A 15,967-nucleotide genomic window follows, 5' to 3' on the forward strand; every position below is an offset into this window, starting at 1 on the left:
AAAGCTGCAGCCCGGCGTCGGGCATTTGCATCGGGTGACCGAATAGACCCCGACGGGGTTCACGAGCCGCTTGCATGGTCCAGTGGTATCCACGCATCGGCTTGGGGTCTACTTTGGGGTTTATGGGCGAAAAATTCACGTATGAGGGCGGTCCCCGCGACAAAGAACGCAGCGAGGGCGAGGTATCGGACTTCCCGGAGATTCACCCCGGCGGAGAGTACCAATGGTCTGGTTTGGCGCACGGCCAACCGATAACCGACGAACCTGCTATCGAGTCCGATGACGGCGAGCCCGCGACCGTCGTCTGGTACCCGAAAACCGACTAACCCGGTTAGTCTCGCTTTCCCCCGCACGCAGGCTTAGTCTGTCATCAATTCACTGGTCTATTTGGGGGAATCATGGTCTCAACCCGCTTCATTCGGCGTGCCTTTATCGGGGTAGCCGTCGGCTTGGCGCTTGCCGCGTGCGGCGCACCGGCTTCAGAAGTACGAAACTTACCAAGCCAAACAGCGGTGATTACGTCCACCGCGTCGCCAAGCTTCAGCGCCAGTCCGACTTTTTCTTCGCCGTCGCCTTCTGCTCAGGCCCCCACGACGGCAGCCGCTGCTCCGCCGTCGGCGGCGCCGGTCGCCGTCGTACCAGCTCCCGCCGCACCAGCCCCGGCGGCACCGGCACCCGCAGTACAGGCGCCGGAGCCGGTTGTACCAGCCGCACCAGCGGACCCTGTCCCCGCTGCTCCGCAACCCCCAGCGCCGACCACCGTCCAAGGAATCATCCCTGGAGCCTTTTGCCCGAATGCCGACGTCGGCATGCAAGGAGTTGCCGCAAACGGCCGGACTTACGTCTGCGGAGGCAAAGGCGCCGACAAAAACGGCCACTATCACTGGAATGTCTAAAGACGCTGCCGTCAGTCGTAGGGCTGGACCCATGCCTACTCGAAACTCACCGACGAGGCGGAGGCGCTGAGAAGGTGCCTACAGGCGCCGTTTCAGCCCTACGTGGGCGGTCCGATATCCGAGGCGTGTGTAGAAAGCTCGAGCCCGTTCCCGTGCTTCGTCGGTGGTCACCTGTGCCAGTTGCGCGCCACGCGCACGCCCAAAATCGTGTGCCCACTCAAGCATCGCGGTGCCCAATCCATGTGAACGCTCCGCAGCCGCAACTCGCAGTCCCTCGATCTGAAGCCGGGAAGAACCACCCCGGGAAAGACCTGGAATGACGGTCAATTGCATCGTGGCAACGATGCAATCGGAATCATCGCGGACAACCCCCAGATAGTTGGAGTTGTCGCGAACAACCAGGTTATAGGCCGCTTCGTATCGTTCGAGCTCGACGCACTCACGATCGGGACCGAACTGATCATCCGACAGCAGGGCGGCGATGGCCTCAACATCATCGCGGCTCGCCCGTTCCAGCCTGAAGGTCCGGCCCGCCAGACGCAGCAGTCCTCGAACCGAGGATCGCGCATCTGCCTGCAACCGAGCGACCAGCAGATCAAGCCATCCGCCGACGTTGGCTCGAGCCTCAACAGTGTCGGGATAACGGCATCTCAGGTGCAGACCGGACTCGTCCAGGATGAACCAAAGCATGACGCCGTCGGTGTCGATTGTCGCGCTCACATACTGGGCGTCGAGTCCCACGGAGTCGATTCGCACCGGTAGTCTGCGCAGGTCCAGCCAGGAGATCGCGAACATACCAGGAGCTACGGGCATGCCGCCCCATGGAGCCAGCACGTCCGCGAGCGGCCACGAGCCAAGCTGCACAGCCTCTTTTACCGCGGCAGCTGCAGCGCGCGGCTCGGCGACCCCGGACTCAAGTACCGAATTGGTAATGAACCAGCCGACTGAGTCATGCCAGTTATCGTCGAAGCGGCTGTGCACGGGAAAAACGGCTCGCAGCGGGGTTCCGGCTAACTCGCGGGTCACCGCTGTCATCGCAACGACAGCGAGCGCGAGCGTCGAGACACCGTCGTTGCGGGCCTGTGCGGCAAAGGCGGCACCGTCGTCGAGATCGAACACATCGCGGACCTCTACACGCTCGCGCTGCGGATCGGACGCACCCAGGGGCAGGGGGAATTGCGGCATGACGCCGCCGCTGTCCCCGATGATGTCTTCCCATCGGTGACGCACGTGGTCCGGCGCGGTATTCCGATCCAGCAGTGCTTGGGTGTGTTCGACAAAGGCCGGCACTGGCCCGGGCAACGGTTCACGGCCTGCCTTCCCAGCATCGAGGGCCGACAGCAGGTCCCGCGCGATCACCAGCATCGACCACATATCGACGTGGGCGTGGTCGGCTGCAATCACCACCGTGAGTCCGGCAGCAGTCTCCAATACGCACAGCCGGTGTGAGGGCTGTTGGTATGGCGAACATGCGGCATCGAGAATGTCCCGCACCGCGTCATTGACCGCCTGGCCAGGAGACACCTGATGCTCCACCCAGGTTCCAGGAGCAATATCAATTTCGTGAAGCTCCGGATCACCATCCGCACCGGGCACGAAGGCGGTTCGCAGTGTGCCGTGACGGGCGATGACAGCCAGCCAGGCTTCGGCAATCGACTCGCGACGAGTTGGCGTAGGCAGGCGAAAGGACATTGCCATCCAGGAGCCGGGCCGGGAGCCCGCTCCCACATGGAGCCGCTGGTCAAAGGACACTGGAAGACGTCGGCCGAGCGCAGACACACTGACGTCGTAGCCCCAAAGTCGTCCGAATGGTAGGCGCAGGTGCGTGACGTTGGTCAGCCGCATGGCAGTATCCTATCGCCCCAGATAGCCTGAATGTTCAACGCGACTGCTCGACAGGACGCGGTCAGTCACGAAACGAGGAGCCTGATGCCCACTTTCGAGGTTCCCGGAGCCGAGCTTTCGGTTGCGTTGAGCGACGAAGGCGGACACCCGGTTGTCCAACTGCATGGCCTCACCTCAAGCCGGGCGCACGATCGGCTGCTCAACCTTGACCTCGGCCGAGGGCTTAGTGGAACTCGACTGCTGCGGTACGACGCACGCGGCCATGGCCGGTCCACGGGGCGGAAGGTTCCCGACGAATATCAATGGCAAAACCTAGCCGACGACCTCCTGCGACTCCTCGATCACTGGTTCCCTGGCGAACGTGTCCACGGAGTCGGTCCCTCCATGGGCACAGGCACACTCTTGCACGCCGCTTCCCGCGAGCCAGACCGCTTTACCGGGCTCACGCTCATGGTGCCACCCACGGCGTGGGAAACCCGGGCTGCACAGGCCGCAAACTACCGGGTTGCCGCGGCGCTCATCGAGTCTGCTGGTGTCGAGGCGTTCCTCGCCACCACCCGCGGAGCAACTCCGCCGCCGGCCACAATCGGTGCGCCGGAGACGGGGCCCGACGTCGACGACACCCTATTGCCTTCAGTGTTTCGAGGCGCGGCACTCAGCGATCTTCCTGCCCCTGGGGTCGTCGCGCGAATCGACGTACCGACGACAATCCTGGCGTGGGTCGATGATCCGGGCCACCCGCTGTCAACCGCGGAATCCCTTGCCGCTCTGCTCCCCCAAGCAACACTGACGGTGGCCCGCACCCCGCGAGATGTCGAAACCTGGCCCGATATTCTGAGCCAGGATGTCGCCCGTTGGGGTTAAGACAGGATGATCGTTACCCGATCAGGTAGACCATGCCGCGCCCCTCGTCGGCGAGATTGGTGGCGAAGACCCGAGCCCGTCGAAGATAGCCAACGGCATACTCGACGTCAAGGTCCCGATCGACACATGGCGAATCCGGCAACCGCAGCCTCACCTCCGCATCAGAGATATCGTCCAAGTCCTGAGCAATCGCCAAAACCTCGGACGGAGTCAAGGCCCTTACCCACGGATCCCAACCTTCGCCATGCATGGTCACGTTGCCTTCAAACATACGAAAAGCGGGTCGCGCCGCCATGGCCGCCCCCAATGGGGCCGTGAGAACCTGCAGATGCCGCCATGCCTTGTCCAGATAGAGCATGTCGCGCTCAGATATCAATTGCTCGAAGGTGGTACCACTGGTCCCGACACCAGGGTCAAGGCCCCAAGCATCAGCAAGCGGATCGACCGACACGAAGGTCATCGGGTCGGAAAGCACCTGTTCAGTGAGGTCGCCGTCGAATGCATATGCGTAATATCTGATTCCCATTCACCAAGTATTGCCAAAGCGCAAGCTGCGCAGGACGGCTGAGTTGCGTTATGTGGATAACTCGCGAGATGAACTGTACCGGCATGTCGATGACCAGCCGCACCGATTTGTTCACGCGACCTTGAGAGGCGTGATGGCCGCGATCTGCCCAGCCGCACGATCTTCGGCAACGTCGAGATCGTAATGCGTCTGCAGGTTGAGCCAGAACTGAGCCGACGTTCCAAAATACTTGCCGAGACGTAGTGCCGTGTCGGCTGTGATCGCACGCTTGCCGTGCACTATCTCATTGATTCGGCGCGGCGGCACATGGATCGCCACGGCGAGCTTGTTCTGCGTGATGCCGAAACCCTCAATGAAATCCTCCATGAGAACTTCACCTGGGTGAATCGGCGCAAGATAGTCAATGGTAGTCAACGATCTCCACCTCCTCTGGTCCAGCGTCTGTCCACCTGAAGCAGATCCGCCACTGGTCGTTGATCCTGATGCTGTATTGACCGGCCCGGTCACCTTTCAGTGCTTCGAGCCGGTTCCCCGGCGGAACGCGGAGATCCTCGATCGACTCCGCGGAACCCACCTGGCGAAGCTTGCGGAGGGCGGACCGAAGGATCCGTGAATCCATCGAAGCCACATGCTCACGACGCCACAGTCGTTCGGTGTCTTCGCTCCCGAACGACCCGATCATGACATCAGGATATAACGCACAGCGTTAATAACGCTAGACGTTAAATCGGAGCCCCACCTCGTTCCGTCACAGGGAAGCGTCTCGGCACGACGTTGGGCTGCGCGCAAGATCCGGAGGAGGAAGCGGTTCGCTGTGGACCATCCGAGCCCCCGATTCCCCGCCTGCTGAATGCTGGGGCTCGGCCATCGACGAAGGACCGGGCACCTGACCAGGATGTAAACGCCGTGCTCGCCGTGGGCAGCAGGCGTCCGGTCGGCGAAGTCGCACTGGTCTACCCCGTGCCGGATAGGACGGCGTAAATATCGGCTCCACCGCAGCGAGCGGGTGGTTAGGCTGGGTGGATGGCAACAGTTATCCTCGTGCGGCACGGCCGCACTACAGCCAATGCCACCGGGCTGCTGGCCGGGCGGGCGGTCGCCGTCAGCCTGGACCAGGTCGGGCGCGACCAGGCGGCTCTGACCGGAGACCGACTCGCGGCCGTGCCCTTGGTCGCGGTGGTGTCGAGCCCGCTTGAGCGTTGTCAGCAGACCGCCCAGCTCATCCTCGATCGCCAGTTTGGCACGCCGTACGCGCCGGTCGATCCCGATCTCACCGAGTGCGATTACGGCCAGTGGCAGGGCCGCACGCTCAGTGATCTCGCGACCGAGGAACTGTGGCCGGTGGTGCAGTCCCAACCGTCCGCCGTCGTCTTTCCCGGCGGTGAATCCATGGCCGCGATGCAGGCTCGGTCGGTGGCAGCGATTCGACGCCACGATGCAGCCTTCGAAGCCGAGTACGGGCCAGGGGCGGTGTGGGTGGCGGTGAGTCACGGTGACATCATCAAGTCAATCCTTGCCGACGCGCTCGGCATGCACCTTGACCTGTTCCAGCGTATTACCGTAGGCCCCGGCTCCGTATCGATCGTGCGCTACGGCGCTAGCCGGCCGAGCGTCTACGCAACCAACACCGACGCGGGTGATCTGTCGTGGCTGTCGAACGGCATCCCCACCGGCGATGCGCCGGTGGGCGGCGGTGCAGGGCAAAAGGCGCCCTGAACCTCATGTGCCTAGAATACTGACATGCCTACACGTGTTCACGAGTTTGCCTGGCCTGATCGGGTCGTCGTCGGCACCATTGGCCTTCCGGGGGCGCGCACGTTCTACCTGCAGGTGCGCGCAGGGACGCAGATCGTGAGTGTCGCCCTGGAGAAACAGCAGTCGGCCCTGCTCGCGGAGAAGATCGACGAAATTCTCGACCAGCTGATCACCGTCGAGGGCAACCCTTTCAGCGTTCCCACGGGTACCCCCATTGAACTTGTCGACAATGACCAGCTCGACGCCGTTCAGGAGCAGTTCCGCACCGGTGCCATGAGCTTGGGTTGGGACCCGTCCACCGCCCAGGTCGTACTTGAGGCCTACCCCATCACCGATGTCGATGCTGATGACAACGACGCATCTCTTGATGAGGACGGCGCTAACGAGTCCGAAATGCTGCTCGTGCGAATGCCGGTCGGCACCGCCCGCGCATTCGCCAAGCGCACCCGTGAGATCGTGGGCGCCGGGCGTCCGACGTGCCCGCTCTGCGGTTACCCCATAGACGCCGACGGGCACATCTGCACCCTTCCCGAGGTCTGATGCCAACGCCGGACCTAGTGACCGCCGAGCTGACGCTCACCGGCCGCATCACGACGGCTTCAAACGCTACATTTCTGGGCCGCATCGGCGACGTGGTGGTCGTCTATAAGCCGATAGCAGGCGAAACTCCGCTGTGGGACTTTCCCCACGGCACCCTGGCACACCGGGAGGTGGCCGCCTACCTTGTCTCGCAGGCCTTCGGCTGGGACATCGTGCCGCACACCTGGCTGCGCGATGGTCCGATGGGCGAAGGAATGGTGCAGCTCTGGCAGGAGCAAGACCCCGCCCAAAATGCCGTGAACCTGGTCGCGACAGACCACGTGCCCGAGACGGGCTGGAAACACGTTCTCGAGGGACGAGATGAGAACGGACGGATGGTCGCCCTCGTTCACGAAGACTCGCCAGCGCTCAGACGCATGGCGGTGTTCGACACGGTCGTCAACAACGCCGACCGCAAGGGGGACCACATTCTTGCCATGACGGACGGACACCGGCACGGCGTGGACCATGGGCTCACCTTTCACCGTGACCACAAGCTGCGCACGGTGCTGTGGGGATGGCTGGGAGACCCCCTGACCCCCGAGGAATGCGAGGGCATCGATCGTGTCAGCGAAGGACTCCACGGCAGGCTGGGCCGAAACCTGGCGGAATTGCTCAGCGCCGAAGAAATCGCATCCCTAGCCGCGCGCTGCGCCCGGTTGCGCTTGGCAGGGCGGTTTCCGGCTCCGAGCGGCGAGATGTCAGCGGTGCCCTGGCCGCTGTTCTAAGGGAATTGGGCCGGCATGGAGCGCTCGGCTTGGGGCGGGGGTCGATTCGCCGATGACCAACCCTCCTGCCGCGCCGGCGTCGAAGTCCCCGATCGGGGCCAAGGCTGCCTCGTACAACGGTTCGATCGGGACCGCGACCAGCCCGGAGGTTTCCGGGCTCAAGTACGGCGGCTCCTTCCAGTGCTACCAGGTCGGCTGCATCCTGTACTCCCCAGCTTCCGGGGCGCACCTGACCATGGGTGCCATCCGCAGCAAATGGGCTGAAACCGGATTCGAGAACGGGCGCCTGGGCTGCCCGGTCACCGACGAGATCGCCGGGCTTCGGAACGGCGGCGTGTACCAGAACTACCAGAAAGGGGCGATCATCTGGTCCCCCGCGACCGGTGGCTTCGTCTCCTCCGGCGGGACCCGCTCCATCTGGGGCTCCACCGGTTTCGAGAACGGCACCCTCGGGTACCCGACCAGCAATGAGTACGCGACCGGCCCGGGAGGTGCTGTAGCCCAGAACTACGAGGGCGGCGTGATCCACTGGACGCCGACGGGATGGTGGGTCACCTACATCTGGGCTCGTCTGTAAAAGTCTCCTCGCTTCACCGGCACGGGCGTTCGGCGCTCACCGGCAGTACGAGGAACCCGATGAGAAAATCTCAGTAGTACGTGACCGTTGTGCCATAGCCGCTGGTCCAGGTGAGGTAGCCGTGCTCGAAGTACTGGCGGGTGCCCCAGTAGTACCTCGGGTAGGCGGTGTAATCGTTCCACCAGAGCTCTTCGGTCGTCGGGTACCCAAGGCGTCCCCATGCCCAGTTGAGCGACTCATATACCTTCTTGTCGCCATTCATGAGGCGCTGGGCGCCGGTGGTGGGAGACCACCAGATGATGCCATTCTCGAACCACTGGTAACACCCGCCTCCGGGCCCTGTGCAATTTTCGTCGCTGATCGGGTAGCCGATCATCTGCATGGGGTAGCCGGACGAGTTGTAGTCCCGCCACACCCAGTTGGCGCGCTCGTAGGCGCGCATGATCGCGCCCCACACGACGTGAGTTCCCGAGGTCGGGGACCACCAGATGATCCCACCTTGGAACCACTGATAACAGCCCGATTTGTCGACGTTGTCGACGATCCACGAAAAGCATGTCTCGGGTCCCGTCGGGTAGCCGAGACGACTCGCCTCCGCTCCCATGTACCGCCACTTGTCCCGTATTGCCCCCTTGACGGTCTGGATTCCGAGGCCAGCGGTCCACGTCAGGCTGAGGCCGGGGAAATCCTGTTGGCACCCGTTTTGCGCGAGCCCGCACCGCTCGTCGCCGAGCGGTATCCCCACGCTGTTGGGGCCGATTGACATTTTCCACCACTGGAGGATCGCACCTCTCATGGTGACGGCGCTCGATGCGTTCGCGAGCATGACCCCGTTCTGGAACGGCGTCTCGCAATAACCGGCCGGTAGTTGCCAGGAACATCCGACGCTCTGCGGGGCACCCAGCCAGCTGTTTTCGGCTCCGAGGGCGTTCCAACGCTTCCAGACTTGGCCGGGGAGGTCGATGTGGCTGAGGTTCATGGCGGGGTATTCATAGTTACGGCGGACGACGGGTGCTGAGGGGTCGTTTGGTGCGGCCAGAGTTTGTGCCGCGCAGCCTCCTTTGGGGGGCAGGCCGCACGTGATCGGGGAGACCCATTGAGGGCTCGGGGAACTGCCCTGGGAGTCGAGGCTCATAACGATCTCTGTATGGCGACTCAGGGTGAATGCGGCCGCGCCGTTCGGCACCACGATGATCGCGTTTTCGAAGCCTTGCTGGTCCGACTCCGGAATTCCGATGGAGGAGGCCCCGTCAAAGTGGATGTTGTCACGGTCTGGCATCCCGTATGTTGCATACCCGCCGTCGGCGAAATATTTCAAACCGACAGGAGACGATTTGAGGACTCCGTGAGGTCCGAAACTCGGCTGCCAATACGCGGTCCCGTTCTGGAATTCCTGCGAGCAGAAATCGACCGTCGGGCAAACTTGTTCCGCGATGGGCTGACCGTAGCCCGCGGCGGCTGAAGTCGAGTACCACGTCCCGAAAACGCTGCAGACCACGAAACCCGCCGGCGCGGAAGTCGTCAATGTTAGGTCCGGCGCTGAAGCGGCGGACGTCGTCGACAGCGGAGGGGTGGATGTGGGCGTCGTGGTTCCAGCGGCGGCCGGAGAAGACGCAGGGCTCACGGGTGGGGCCGGCGGCGTGGTTGCGGCCGGCGATTGTGTCGGTGGGATTGTCGCTGAGGGTGACGACGCGGCGACCGCGAGGGGCGTCACGCCACCCCAGATGACCGCACTAGCGGTTAACGCAGACAGGAGGATACGGGCCGTCCTCCGATTGTGGAACCGAATAGCGCGCACGCGTGATCCTCCCCCTGATATGCCCCTCTGTCGGGTGGCACTCAGGGGAGGATATCCTACGCAGGGAGTCGGCGGACGAAGACACGTCCTTGATGGGTTTTCGGGGATGAGGTCCATCCGGACGGAACCGGACCGATCTGACGAGCGCGGGCACCTGATGGGCCGCAACGGCACCGGGCCCGCCGCCAGTACCCCGCACCGTGACAGGGACCCAGGTCAGAGGAAGCATCATTTTCGACCAGGCGGGCGGTCATAAAAACGGACAGCCGCTAAGAACACGTGTTCTTAGCGGCTATCGCAAAACGTTTCAGGGAGATCAGAAACTAGACATTAAATCTAAATTCCACCACGTCGCCGTCGGCCATGACGTATTCCTTGCCTTCAATGCGGACCTTGCCGCGGGACTTGGCCTCGGCCATGGATCCGGCGGCGATGAGGTCATCGAAGGAGACAACTTCGGCCTTGATGAATCCGCGCTGGAAATCCGTGTGGATGACCCCTGCGGCCTGCGGCGCGGTGTCGCCTCGGTGGATGGTCCACGCACGGGCTTCCTTGGGACCGGCCGTGAGGTAGGTCTGCAGTCCGAGCGTATGGAAACCTACGCGTGCCAGCTGGTCGAGGCCGGATTCGTCCTGGCCGTTCATCTCGAGCATCTCGCGGGCTTCTTCCTCGTCGAGTTCGACGAGATCCGATTCCAGCTTGGCGTCAAGGAAAATGCAATCCGCCGGCGCCACCATTGCGCGCAGTTCCTCTTGCTTTTCCGGGTTGCCCAGGATGCCTTCGTCCGAGTTGAAGACGTAGATGAAGGGCTTGGCCGTGAGGAGGCTGAGCTCCTTGAGGTGCTCCATTTCGAGCTTGTCGCTCTTGACCGAGGAGAAGATCGTGTCGCCACGTTCCAGCACAGCCTGGGCAGCCAGGATTGCTGCGAGTTCCGCGGCTTCCCGCTTCTTGATCTTGACTTCTTTTTCGATCCGGGGAATGGCCTTTTCGATCGTTTGGAGATCGGCCAGAATCAGCTCGGTGTTGATCGTCTCGATGTCCGAGCGCGGATCGACTTTGCCGTCGACGTGGACAACGTCGGGGTCGTCGAAGACGCGGATGACCTGGGCGATGGCTTCCGCTTCGCGGATGTTCGCAAGGAACTTGTTGCCCAGGCCTTCGCCTTCCGAGGCGCCCTTGACGATTCCGGCGATGTCAACGAACGAGACGACGGCGGGCAGGAGGCGCTGCGATCCGAAGACCTCCGCCAACTTCTGCAGGCGCGGGTCCGGGAGGTTGACGACGCCGACGTTTGGCTCGATGGTGGCGAACGGGTAGTTCGCGGCCAGCACCTGGTTGCGGGTCAGTGCGTTGAAAAGAGTTGATTTGCCGACGTTGGGCAGTCCGACGATGCCAATAGTAAGAGCCACGAGCATTGATTCTACCCGTTGAGTGCCCTTCTCCGCTTTGCGGGGAGAACCCAGGACCGGACGCCCGGGTGCCATGAGCCGGCTTCGCTATATTGTCCGACCCCTATGCCAAGGTTGGAGACATGGATGGTTTTGCAGTAATACTCGCTTTGTTCATGCTTCTTCTGGGAGCGTCCGCCGGGGTGGTGGCTGGCTTCCTCCTGTTTAGGCGCCGCACTGCCGCGCTTGAAGAAGATTTCGACGGCGTCTCCGCCCGGCTTGCCGCGGTGAACGCCCAGTATGCCGCCGCCGACGCCGAACGGCGGCTTCTGTTGTCACAGAACCGCGAACTGAACGAGTCCAGGAACCAGGATGGCAGCGTGTTGCGAGCGCTCGCCCCGGTTGCCGAGAAGTTGACGGCCGTACAACAACAGGTCTCACTTCTGGAGCGGGATCGTTTGGAGCAGTACGGCCAGCTCGCCCAGCAGCTCCAGGAAGCGCGGCTCTCCGATGAACAACTTCTGCGCTCCACCCATGCCTTGGCCTCTGCCCTTCGGTCCAACAGCGCGAGGGGCCAGTGGGGTGAAGTCCAGCTGCGCCGGGTTGTCGAAGCCGCAGGGATGCTGCGCCACGTCGATTTTCACGAGCAGGTGCATTCCGCTTCCGTCGACAACGCCATCCGGCCGGATCTTGTGGTCCAGTTGCCGGGTGGAAAACAGCTCGTGGTTGACGCAAAGGTTCCGTTGGCCTCCTACCTCGCCGCCCAGGAACAGGGCAGCTCTACCCAGAGCATCAACGGCCTTCAGTCTGTGGGCAATGGCGCGGATGCTTTGCTCCTCGCACATGCAAAAGCCCTCAAATCCCACGTTGATGCCCTGGGGTCGAAAAAGTACTGGGACATCCCGGGCAACTCGCCCGAGATGGTGATCTGCTTCCTGCCAGCGGAATCCATCCTGGCCGCTGCGCTCGAAGCGGACCCCGCGCTCTTGGATCACGCCTTGTCCCGGAACGTAGTGCTCGCGTCCCCCGGCACATTGTTGGCAGTACTTAAGTCTGTCGCCTTCACCTGGCGCCAGGACGTCCTGACGGACAACGCCCGGGAGCTCTTCGAGCTCGCCCGGCAGCTGTACGAACGCATGGGAACCCTCGGTGACAACGTGGGCAAGCTGGGTTCGTCGTTGAAGACCTCGGTGGATCGCTACAACGCACTCGTGGGAACGCTCGAAGCACGCGTTTTGCCGACGGCGCGGAAGCTCAACTCCATGGACACAGACGGCCTGGTGTCACCGTCCGCAGTGGAAGCAGTGCCGCGGACCCTTGCCGCACCCGAACTGATCGAAGGAGAGTCGGCGGCCTAGGACCGGCCCCGCAGTGGACCGGGCCCGGCAAAACGGGCCCGGACCGGACTACGACGTCGGCCGGTTCCCGCGTCCGCCCAAGGCGCGTGTGACGTCTCCGGCCTCTTTGAGGGTGGCGCGCAGTTCCTTCGGCAAGGAGAACAGCAGGTCTTCCTCCGCCGTCACCACCTCTTCAACCGCACCGTAGCCGTAGTCGGCCAGTAAACGGAGAACGTCCTGGACCAGGACTTCGGGAACGGAAGCGCCGGAGGTGACGCCCACGGTGGCCACGCCTTCGAACCAGCTCTCGTCGACCTCGTTCGCGAAATCGACCCGGTAGGAGGCCTTGGCGCCATACTCGAGCGCCACTTCGACGAGCCGTACGGAGTTGGAAGAATTCGCAGATCCCACCACGATCACGAGGTCAGCCTGCGGGGCAATCTTCTTAATGGCCACTTGGCGGTTGGTTGTGGCATAGCAAATGTCGTCGCTGGGCGGATCCTGCAACGTGGGGAACCGCTCCTTAAGCATCCGGACGGTCTCCATGGTCTCGTCGACGCTCAGGGTGGTCTGCGAAAGCCAGATCGTCTTCTCCGGATTGCGCACCTTGACCTTGTCCACTTCGTGCGGACCATTGATGATCTGGATGTGGTCCGGGGCTTCGCCCGCCGTTCCTTCCACTTCCTCGTGACCGTCATGGCCGATGAGGAGAATGTCGTAATCTTCCTTGGCGAAGCGGACGGCTTCGCGGTGCACCTTCGTGACGAGGGGGCAGGTGGCATCGATGGTGCGCAGGCCGCGGTCTTCGGCCGACTGCACGACAGCCGGGGACACGCCATGGGCTGAGAAGATCACGAGCGCGCCTTCGGGTACCTCGTCCGTCTCTTCGACGAAGATGGCACCCTTCTCTTCCAGCGAGGTGACCACGTGCACGTTATGCACGATCTGCTTACGGACGTATACCGGCGGCCCGTAGTGTTCCAGTGCCTTCTCCACCGCGATGACTGCGCGGTCGACGCCTGCGCAATATCCGCGGGGGGCCGCGAGCAGGACTCGTTTGGGGCCGGAGACCGGAGCGGCGGCCAGCACCTCTTCCGGCGTCCGACGCCTACGCGGGATAGAGGGCATCGGAATGGAAACTGCTGAGCTGGTCATCCCTCCATGCTACCGGCAGCGTTCGCCCGCACGCTCGGCCTGGCTTTGCGCGAGAAGATCGCACCGAGCAGGCCGAGAAGTGCAAACACTCCCGCGGCAATCCAGGCGATGGTGATCCAACCGGTGAAATTGTCGACGGAAGCTGCCACCAACTCCCGCGCAAAGAGGCCGCCCGTGGCGGTTCCGCCCAGTCCTGCATCGCCTGCGCCCTTGAGTACCGTCGTGGCCACTTGCCACAGCGCAGCGACTGCGGCCAAGCCCAATCCGGTGAACAAGAGAAGCACTCCCCTGCGCTTCGCGGAAAGCAAGCCCAGGGCAAACAGCAGGACGGCGCCGAGGCCGGGAATCCACCACATTGGCGCGTACGCGGCGATGGCATCTACCTGCTGGCGCTGAGCGGGGCCGCCGATGTTGATCAGGGTGGATTCCGGCGTCGCAATGGGGAGGCCGGTTGCCGCGTGCAGCCGGTCAGCGGCGAGCCTGACCAGAGGCCCGACGTCGAGCACCAAGGACGTCCCCGCGGTCGAGTTCCCGGGGCCGGCAGTGCCTGCGAAATTCAGTTGGTGGCTCCGGCGTACGGTTTCGTCCCATGCTTGCGGGTATTCAGGCCACGTTGACATCGCGGTGGCGGCGTCCTTGAGGAACGAAGCGCCAAGTTGTTCCACGGGCGCCGGTAGATTGATTTTGGATTCAAGGCTTGCGACGGCGGTAGCCGCCAGCCGCGCCTGGAACGCCTGGTCCTTCCCGATCGGAGAGGTGAGAGCCACAAACCCGTCTTCCCGGACGACGTTGGCGTCCGTCCATGCCATCGGGACGGCGATTCCTGTGAGCAGAAGGGCAAAGATCACTGCGATTGCAGAGACGAACGTGCGCAATGGATTCCTCAAGTTTGGACTGCAGCAGTTCCGGTCGGGGCGACGACGAGTAAATGTCGGTCATGCATGCTACAAGGTATGGATAGAGTTGGAAGCCTGCCACCGTCTTTTCGATAGCACCGTCTTTTCGATAGCAAAATCTTTTCGGTAGCAAAAATCCAGTAGCACTGAAAGCAGCAGTGCTTCCGGCACCCCTTAGCAACGTACCAGCGAGGACGGAACCATGCACCAGCCACCAGCAGGAGGCTACCCGCGTGTCCTATGATGCCGTACCCGGCGGCGCGCCACAGGCGTTGCCGATTTCAGGACTCCCGAACCCGGGAGCCCAGGGCGAAGGGTCCTCCGGAGAAGAATCCACGAAGGCAGAGTCAACCCTGCCCGCGACGGCGTCGGAGACAAGTCCCGACAATCCTTGGCCGCTGCAGCTGCTATCCCGCAAGCTCAAGACCCACATAGAACGGGCCCCGGCTGCGTGGATCGAAGGCCAGGTCATCGAACTCAACCGGCGAGGCGGCAGCGCATTCGTGACGCTGCGGGACACCGACGCCGAAATCTCCTTGCCCGCATCGCTGTGGTCCAACGTCCTGGACCGCCAGAAGATGCCACTTGAGCGTGGCTCACGCGTCGTGGCCTTGGTGAAACCCGAATTCTGGCTCAAGACCGGCCGGCTCAACATGTCGATCAAGGACATTCGCCCGGTCGGCCTCGGCGATCTCCTCGCGAGAATCGAGCGCTTGCGCCAGGCCCTTGGCGCCGAAGGGCTGTTTTCAGACTCGCGGAAGAAGCGGCTTCCTCTGCTCCCCCACCGGATCGGGCTCATCACCGGTCGCGATTCCGACGCCAAGAAAGACGTCCTGCGCAACGCGGCGCTTCGCTGGCCCGCCGTCGAATTCGCCGTCCGGGAAGTCGCAGTCCAGGGAGTTACCGCAGTCAGCCAGATCCTGGCTGCGCTCAAGGAACTCGACGCCGATCCGCACGTGGATGTGATCGTGATCGCCCGTGGTGGCGGAGCCCTGGAAGATCTGCTTCCGTTCAGCAACGAAGATCTGGTCCGGGCAGTATCCGCAGCCGCCACCCCTGTGGTCAGCGCGATCGGCCATGAAGCCGACCATCCCATCCTGGACGATGTCGCTGACCTTCGCGCATCCACACCCACCGACGCCGCGAAGAGGATCGTCCCTGACGTCGTCGAGGAATTGGCGAGGGTGCGTCAGGCCCGCGAGCAGCTACGTCGCGGCGTTGGACGCCTGGTGGACCGCGAAACGGATCGACTCCACGCCCTAAGATCGCGTCCTGTGCTGGCGTCCCCCGAAGTAATGGTCAAGATACGGGAGGACGATGTCGAACGGCTCCGGAAACATGCCCACACCGCGGTGAGCTCCGCTGTTATCCGCGCACTTGATCAGGTGCACCATCTCCGCGCCCAGGTAAGGGCATTGTCGCCCCAAAAAACGTTGGACCGCGGGTACGCCGTCGTCCAGGTCGCGGGAGCGGATGGGGTCGGCCACGACGTCGTCCGGAGCCCTGACCAGGCCCCTGACGGCACGGAGCTGACCCTCCGGTTGGCGGAAGGCCGCCTTGCCGCCGTATCTTCCGGAGCCCCCGCTGCAGCCGGACAACCCAGCAAGCACCAGCAATGAGGAC

17 protein-coding genes and 1 pseudogene are annotated in these 15,967 nt (G+C 63.2%); 8 read left to right on the forward strand and 10 right to left on the reverse strand.

Annotated elements, in window-relative coordinates; translation table 11 throughout:
• The first annotated feature begins 122 nt into the window (after positions 1–122).
• Complete coding sequence (locus AC4CS3_RS02325; RefSeq protein WP_490782029.1) at positions 123–326, forward strand: hypothetical protein; 204 nt, start codon at positions 123–125, stop codon at positions 324–326.
• Positions 327–580: 254 nt separating this feature from the next.
• On the opposite strand, the gene AC4CS3_RS02330 is transcribed toward AC4CS3_RS02325, so the two are convergent.
• Both AC4CS3_RS02330 and AC4CS3_RS02335 read right to left on the reverse strand, forming a co-directional pair.
• Complete coding sequence (locus AC4CS3_RS02330; protein WP_490782030.1) at positions 581–811, reverse strand: hypothetical protein; 231 nt, start codon at positions 809–811, stop codon at positions 581–583.
• Between the two features lie 163 nt (positions 812–974).
• Positions 975–2,588, reverse strand: coding sequence for a GNAT family N-acetyltransferase (locus AC4CS3_RS02335; RefSeq protein ID WP_490782031.1), 1,614 nt, complete (start codon positions 2,586–2,588; stop codon positions 975–977).
• A gap of 237 nt (positions 2,589–2,825) precedes the next feature.
• Here AC4CS3_RS02335 and AC4CS3_RS02340 point away from each other — a divergent pair, with 237 nt between their 5' ends.
• Positions 2,826–3,605, forward strand: a complete 780-nt coding sequence (locus AC4CS3_RS02340) for an alpha/beta fold hydrolase (RefSeq protein WP_490782032.1) — start codon at positions 2,826–2,828, stop codon at positions 3,603–3,605.
• A gap of 13 nt (positions 3,606–3,618) precedes the next feature.
• Here AC4CS3_RS02340 and AC4CS3_RS02345 read toward each other — a convergent pair whose 3' ends face one another.
• From AC4CS3_RS02345 to AC4CS3_RS02355, 3 genes are all read right to left on the reverse strand, one after another.
• The gene (locus AC4CS3_RS02345; RefSeq protein ID WP_490782033.1) at positions 3,619–4,131 is read right to left on the reverse strand and encodes a hypothetical protein; all 513 of its coding nucleotides are present in this window, start codon (positions 4,129–4,131) and stop codon (positions 3,619–3,621) included.
• Between the two features lie 111 nt (positions 4,132–4,242).
• The gene (locus tag AC4CS3_RS02350; protein ID WP_234748386.1) at positions 4,243–4,545 is read right to left on the reverse strand and encodes a HigA family addiction module antitoxin; all 303 of its coding nucleotides are present in this window, start codon (positions 4,543–4,545) and stop codon (positions 4,243–4,245) included.
• Entirely contained in the window at positions 4,532–4,813 is a 282-nt protein-coding gene (locus AC4CS3_RS02355) for a type II toxin-antitoxin system RelE/ParE family toxin (protein WP_490782034.1), read from the reverse strand. The genes AC4CS3_RS02350 and AC4CS3_RS02355 overlap by 14 nt, the downstream gene beginning before the upstream one ends.
• A 341-nt stretch (positions 4,814–5,154) precedes the next feature.
• Between AC4CS3_RS02355 and AC4CS3_RS02360 the strand changes: the two genes are divergently transcribed.
• From AC4CS3_RS02360 to AC4CS3_RS02375, 4 genes are read left to right on the forward strand one after another with little or no spacing between them, the layout of a single operon-like run.
• Complete coding sequence (locus tag AC4CS3_RS02360) at positions 5,155–5,847, forward strand: histidine phosphatase family protein (RefSeq protein WP_490782035.1); 693 nt, start codon at positions 5,155–5,157, stop codon at positions 5,845–5,847.
• 24 nt (positions 5,848–5,871) lie between these two features.
• On the forward strand, positions 5,872–6,426 hold the full coding sequence (locus AC4CS3_RS02365) for a DUF3090 domain-containing protein (RefSeq protein ID WP_490782036.1): 555 nt from the start codon (positions 5,872–5,874) through the stop codon (positions 6,424–6,426).
• A complete protein-coding gene (locus AC4CS3_RS02370) occupies positions 6,426–7,193 on the forward strand; it encodes an SCO1664 family protein (RefSeq protein ID WP_490782037.1) in 768 nt (255 codons plus the stop codon). The genes AC4CS3_RS02365 and AC4CS3_RS02370 overlap by 1 nt, the downstream gene beginning before the upstream one ends.
• Before the next feature lie 52 nt (positions 7,194–7,245).
• On the forward strand, positions 7,246–7,770 hold the full coding sequence (locus AC4CS3_RS02375; RefSeq protein WP_490782038.1) for an LGFP repeat-containing protein: 525 nt from the start codon (positions 7,246–7,248) through the stop codon (positions 7,768–7,770).
• A gap of 70 nt (positions 7,771–7,840) precedes the next feature.
• Here AC4CS3_RS02375 and AC4CS3_RS02380 read toward each other — a convergent pair whose 3' ends face one another.
• From AC4CS3_RS02380 to ychF, 3 genes and pseudogenes are all read right to left on the reverse strand, one after another.
• Positions 7,841–9,049: an LGFP repeat-containing protein gene (locus AC4CS3_RS02380; RefSeq protein WP_490782104.1), complete on the reverse strand. Its 1,209-nt coding sequence runs from the start codon at positions 9,047–9,049 to the stop codon at positions 7,841–7,843.
• Positions 9,050–9,079: 30 nt separating this feature from the next.
• Positions 9,080–9,685: pseudogene (locus tag AC4CS3_RS02385) on the reverse strand (hypothetical protein); the annotation flags it as partial.
• Positions 9,686–9,891: 206 nt separating this feature from the next.
• Positions 9,892–10,977, reverse strand: coding sequence for a redox-regulated ATPase YchF (ychF, locus tag AC4CS3_RS02390; RefSeq protein WP_234748400.1), 1,086 nt, complete (start codon positions 10,975–10,977; stop codon positions 9,892–9,894).
• Positions 10,978–11,099: 122 nt separating this feature from the next.
• Between ychF and AC4CS3_RS02395 the strand changes: the two genes are divergently transcribed.
• The gene (locus tag AC4CS3_RS02395) at positions 11,100–12,314 is read left to right on the forward strand and encodes a DNA recombination protein RmuC (protein WP_490782039.1); all 1,215 of its coding nucleotides are present in this window, start codon (positions 11,100–11,102) and stop codon (positions 12,312–12,314) included.
• A 48-nt stretch (positions 12,315–12,362) separates the two neighbouring features.
• Here the strand turns inward: AC4CS3_RS02395 and AC4CS3_RS02400 are convergent, their stop codons facing one another.
• Complete coding sequence (locus tag AC4CS3_RS02400) at positions 12,363–13,448, reverse strand: 4-hydroxy-3-methylbut-2-enyl diphosphate reductase (RefSeq protein WP_236812092.1); 1,086 nt, start codon at positions 13,446–13,448, stop codon at positions 12,363–12,365.
• Positions 13,445–14,323 (reverse strand): hypothetical protein, encoded by an 879-nt coding sequence (locus tag AC4CS3_RS02405; protein WP_490782040.1) that lies wholly within the window; start codon positions 14,321–14,323, stop codon positions 13,445–13,447. The genes AC4CS3_RS02400 and AC4CS3_RS02405 overlap by 4 nt, the downstream gene beginning before the upstream one ends.
• Before the next feature lie 374 nt (positions 14,324–14,697).
• Between AC4CS3_RS02405 and xseA the strand changes: the two genes are divergently transcribed.
• Positions 14,698–15,963 (forward strand): exodeoxyribonuclease VII large subunit, encoded by a 1,266-nt coding sequence (gene xseA / locus AC4CS3_RS02410; protein ID WP_490782105.1) that lies wholly within the window; start codon positions 14,698–14,700, stop codon positions 15,961–15,963.
• Positions 15,964–15,967: the final 4 nt, after the last annotated feature.

The organism is Arthrobacter sp. SE2, assembly GCF_058244265.1.

Coding starts and splice junctions, on each gene's coding strand:
- AC4CS3_RS02325 (WP_490782029.1), top strand. CDS start 123: ATGGGCGAAAAATTCACGTATGAGGGCGGTCCCCGCGACAAAGAACGC.
- AC4CS3_RS02330 (WP_490782030.1), bottom strand. CDS start 811: ATGCCGACGTCGGCATTCGGGCAAAAGGCTCCAGGGATGATTCCTTGG.
- AC4CS3_RS02335 (WP_490782031.1), bottom strand. CDS start 2,588: ATGTCCTTTCGCCTGCCTACGCCAACTCGTCGCGAGTCGATTGCCGAA.
- AC4CS3_RS02340 (WP_490782032.1), top strand. CDS start 2,826: ATGCCCACTTTCGAGGTTCCCGGAGCCGAGCTTTCGGTTGCGTTGAGC.
- AC4CS3_RS02345 (WP_490782033.1), bottom strand. CDS start 4,131: ATGGGAATCAGATATTACGCATATGCATTCGACGGCGACCTCACTGAA.
- AC4CS3_RS02355 (WP_490782034.1), bottom strand. CDS start 4,813: ATGATCGGGTCGTTCGGGAGCGAAGACACCGAACGACTGTGGCGTCGT.
- AC4CS3_RS02360 (WP_490782035.1), top strand. CDS start 5,155: ATGGCAACAGTTATCCTCGTGCGGCACGGCCGCACTACAGCCAATGCC.
- AC4CS3_RS02365 (WP_490782036.1), top strand. CDS start 5,872: ATGCCTACACGTGTTCACGAGTTTGCCTGGCCTGATCGGGTCGTCGTC.
- AC4CS3_RS02370 (WP_490782037.1), top strand. CDS start 6,426: ATGCCAACGCCGGACCTAGTGACCGCCGAGCTGACGCTCACCGGCCGC.
- AC4CS3_RS02375 (WP_490782038.1), top strand. CDS start 7,246: ATGACCAACCCTCCTGCCGCGCCGGCGTCGAAGTCCCCGATCGGGGCC.
- AC4CS3_RS02380 (WP_490782104.1), bottom strand. CDS start 9,049: ATGCCAGACCGTGACAACATCCACTTTGACGGGGCCTCCTCCATCGGA.
- AC4CS3_RS02395 (WP_490782039.1), top strand. CDS start 11,100: ATGGATGGTTTTGCAGTAATACTCGCTTTGTTCATGCTTCTTCTGGGA.
- AC4CS3_RS02400 (WP_236812092.1), bottom strand. CDS start 13,448: ATGACCAGCTCAGCAGTTTCCATTCCGATGCCCTCTATCCCGCGTAGG.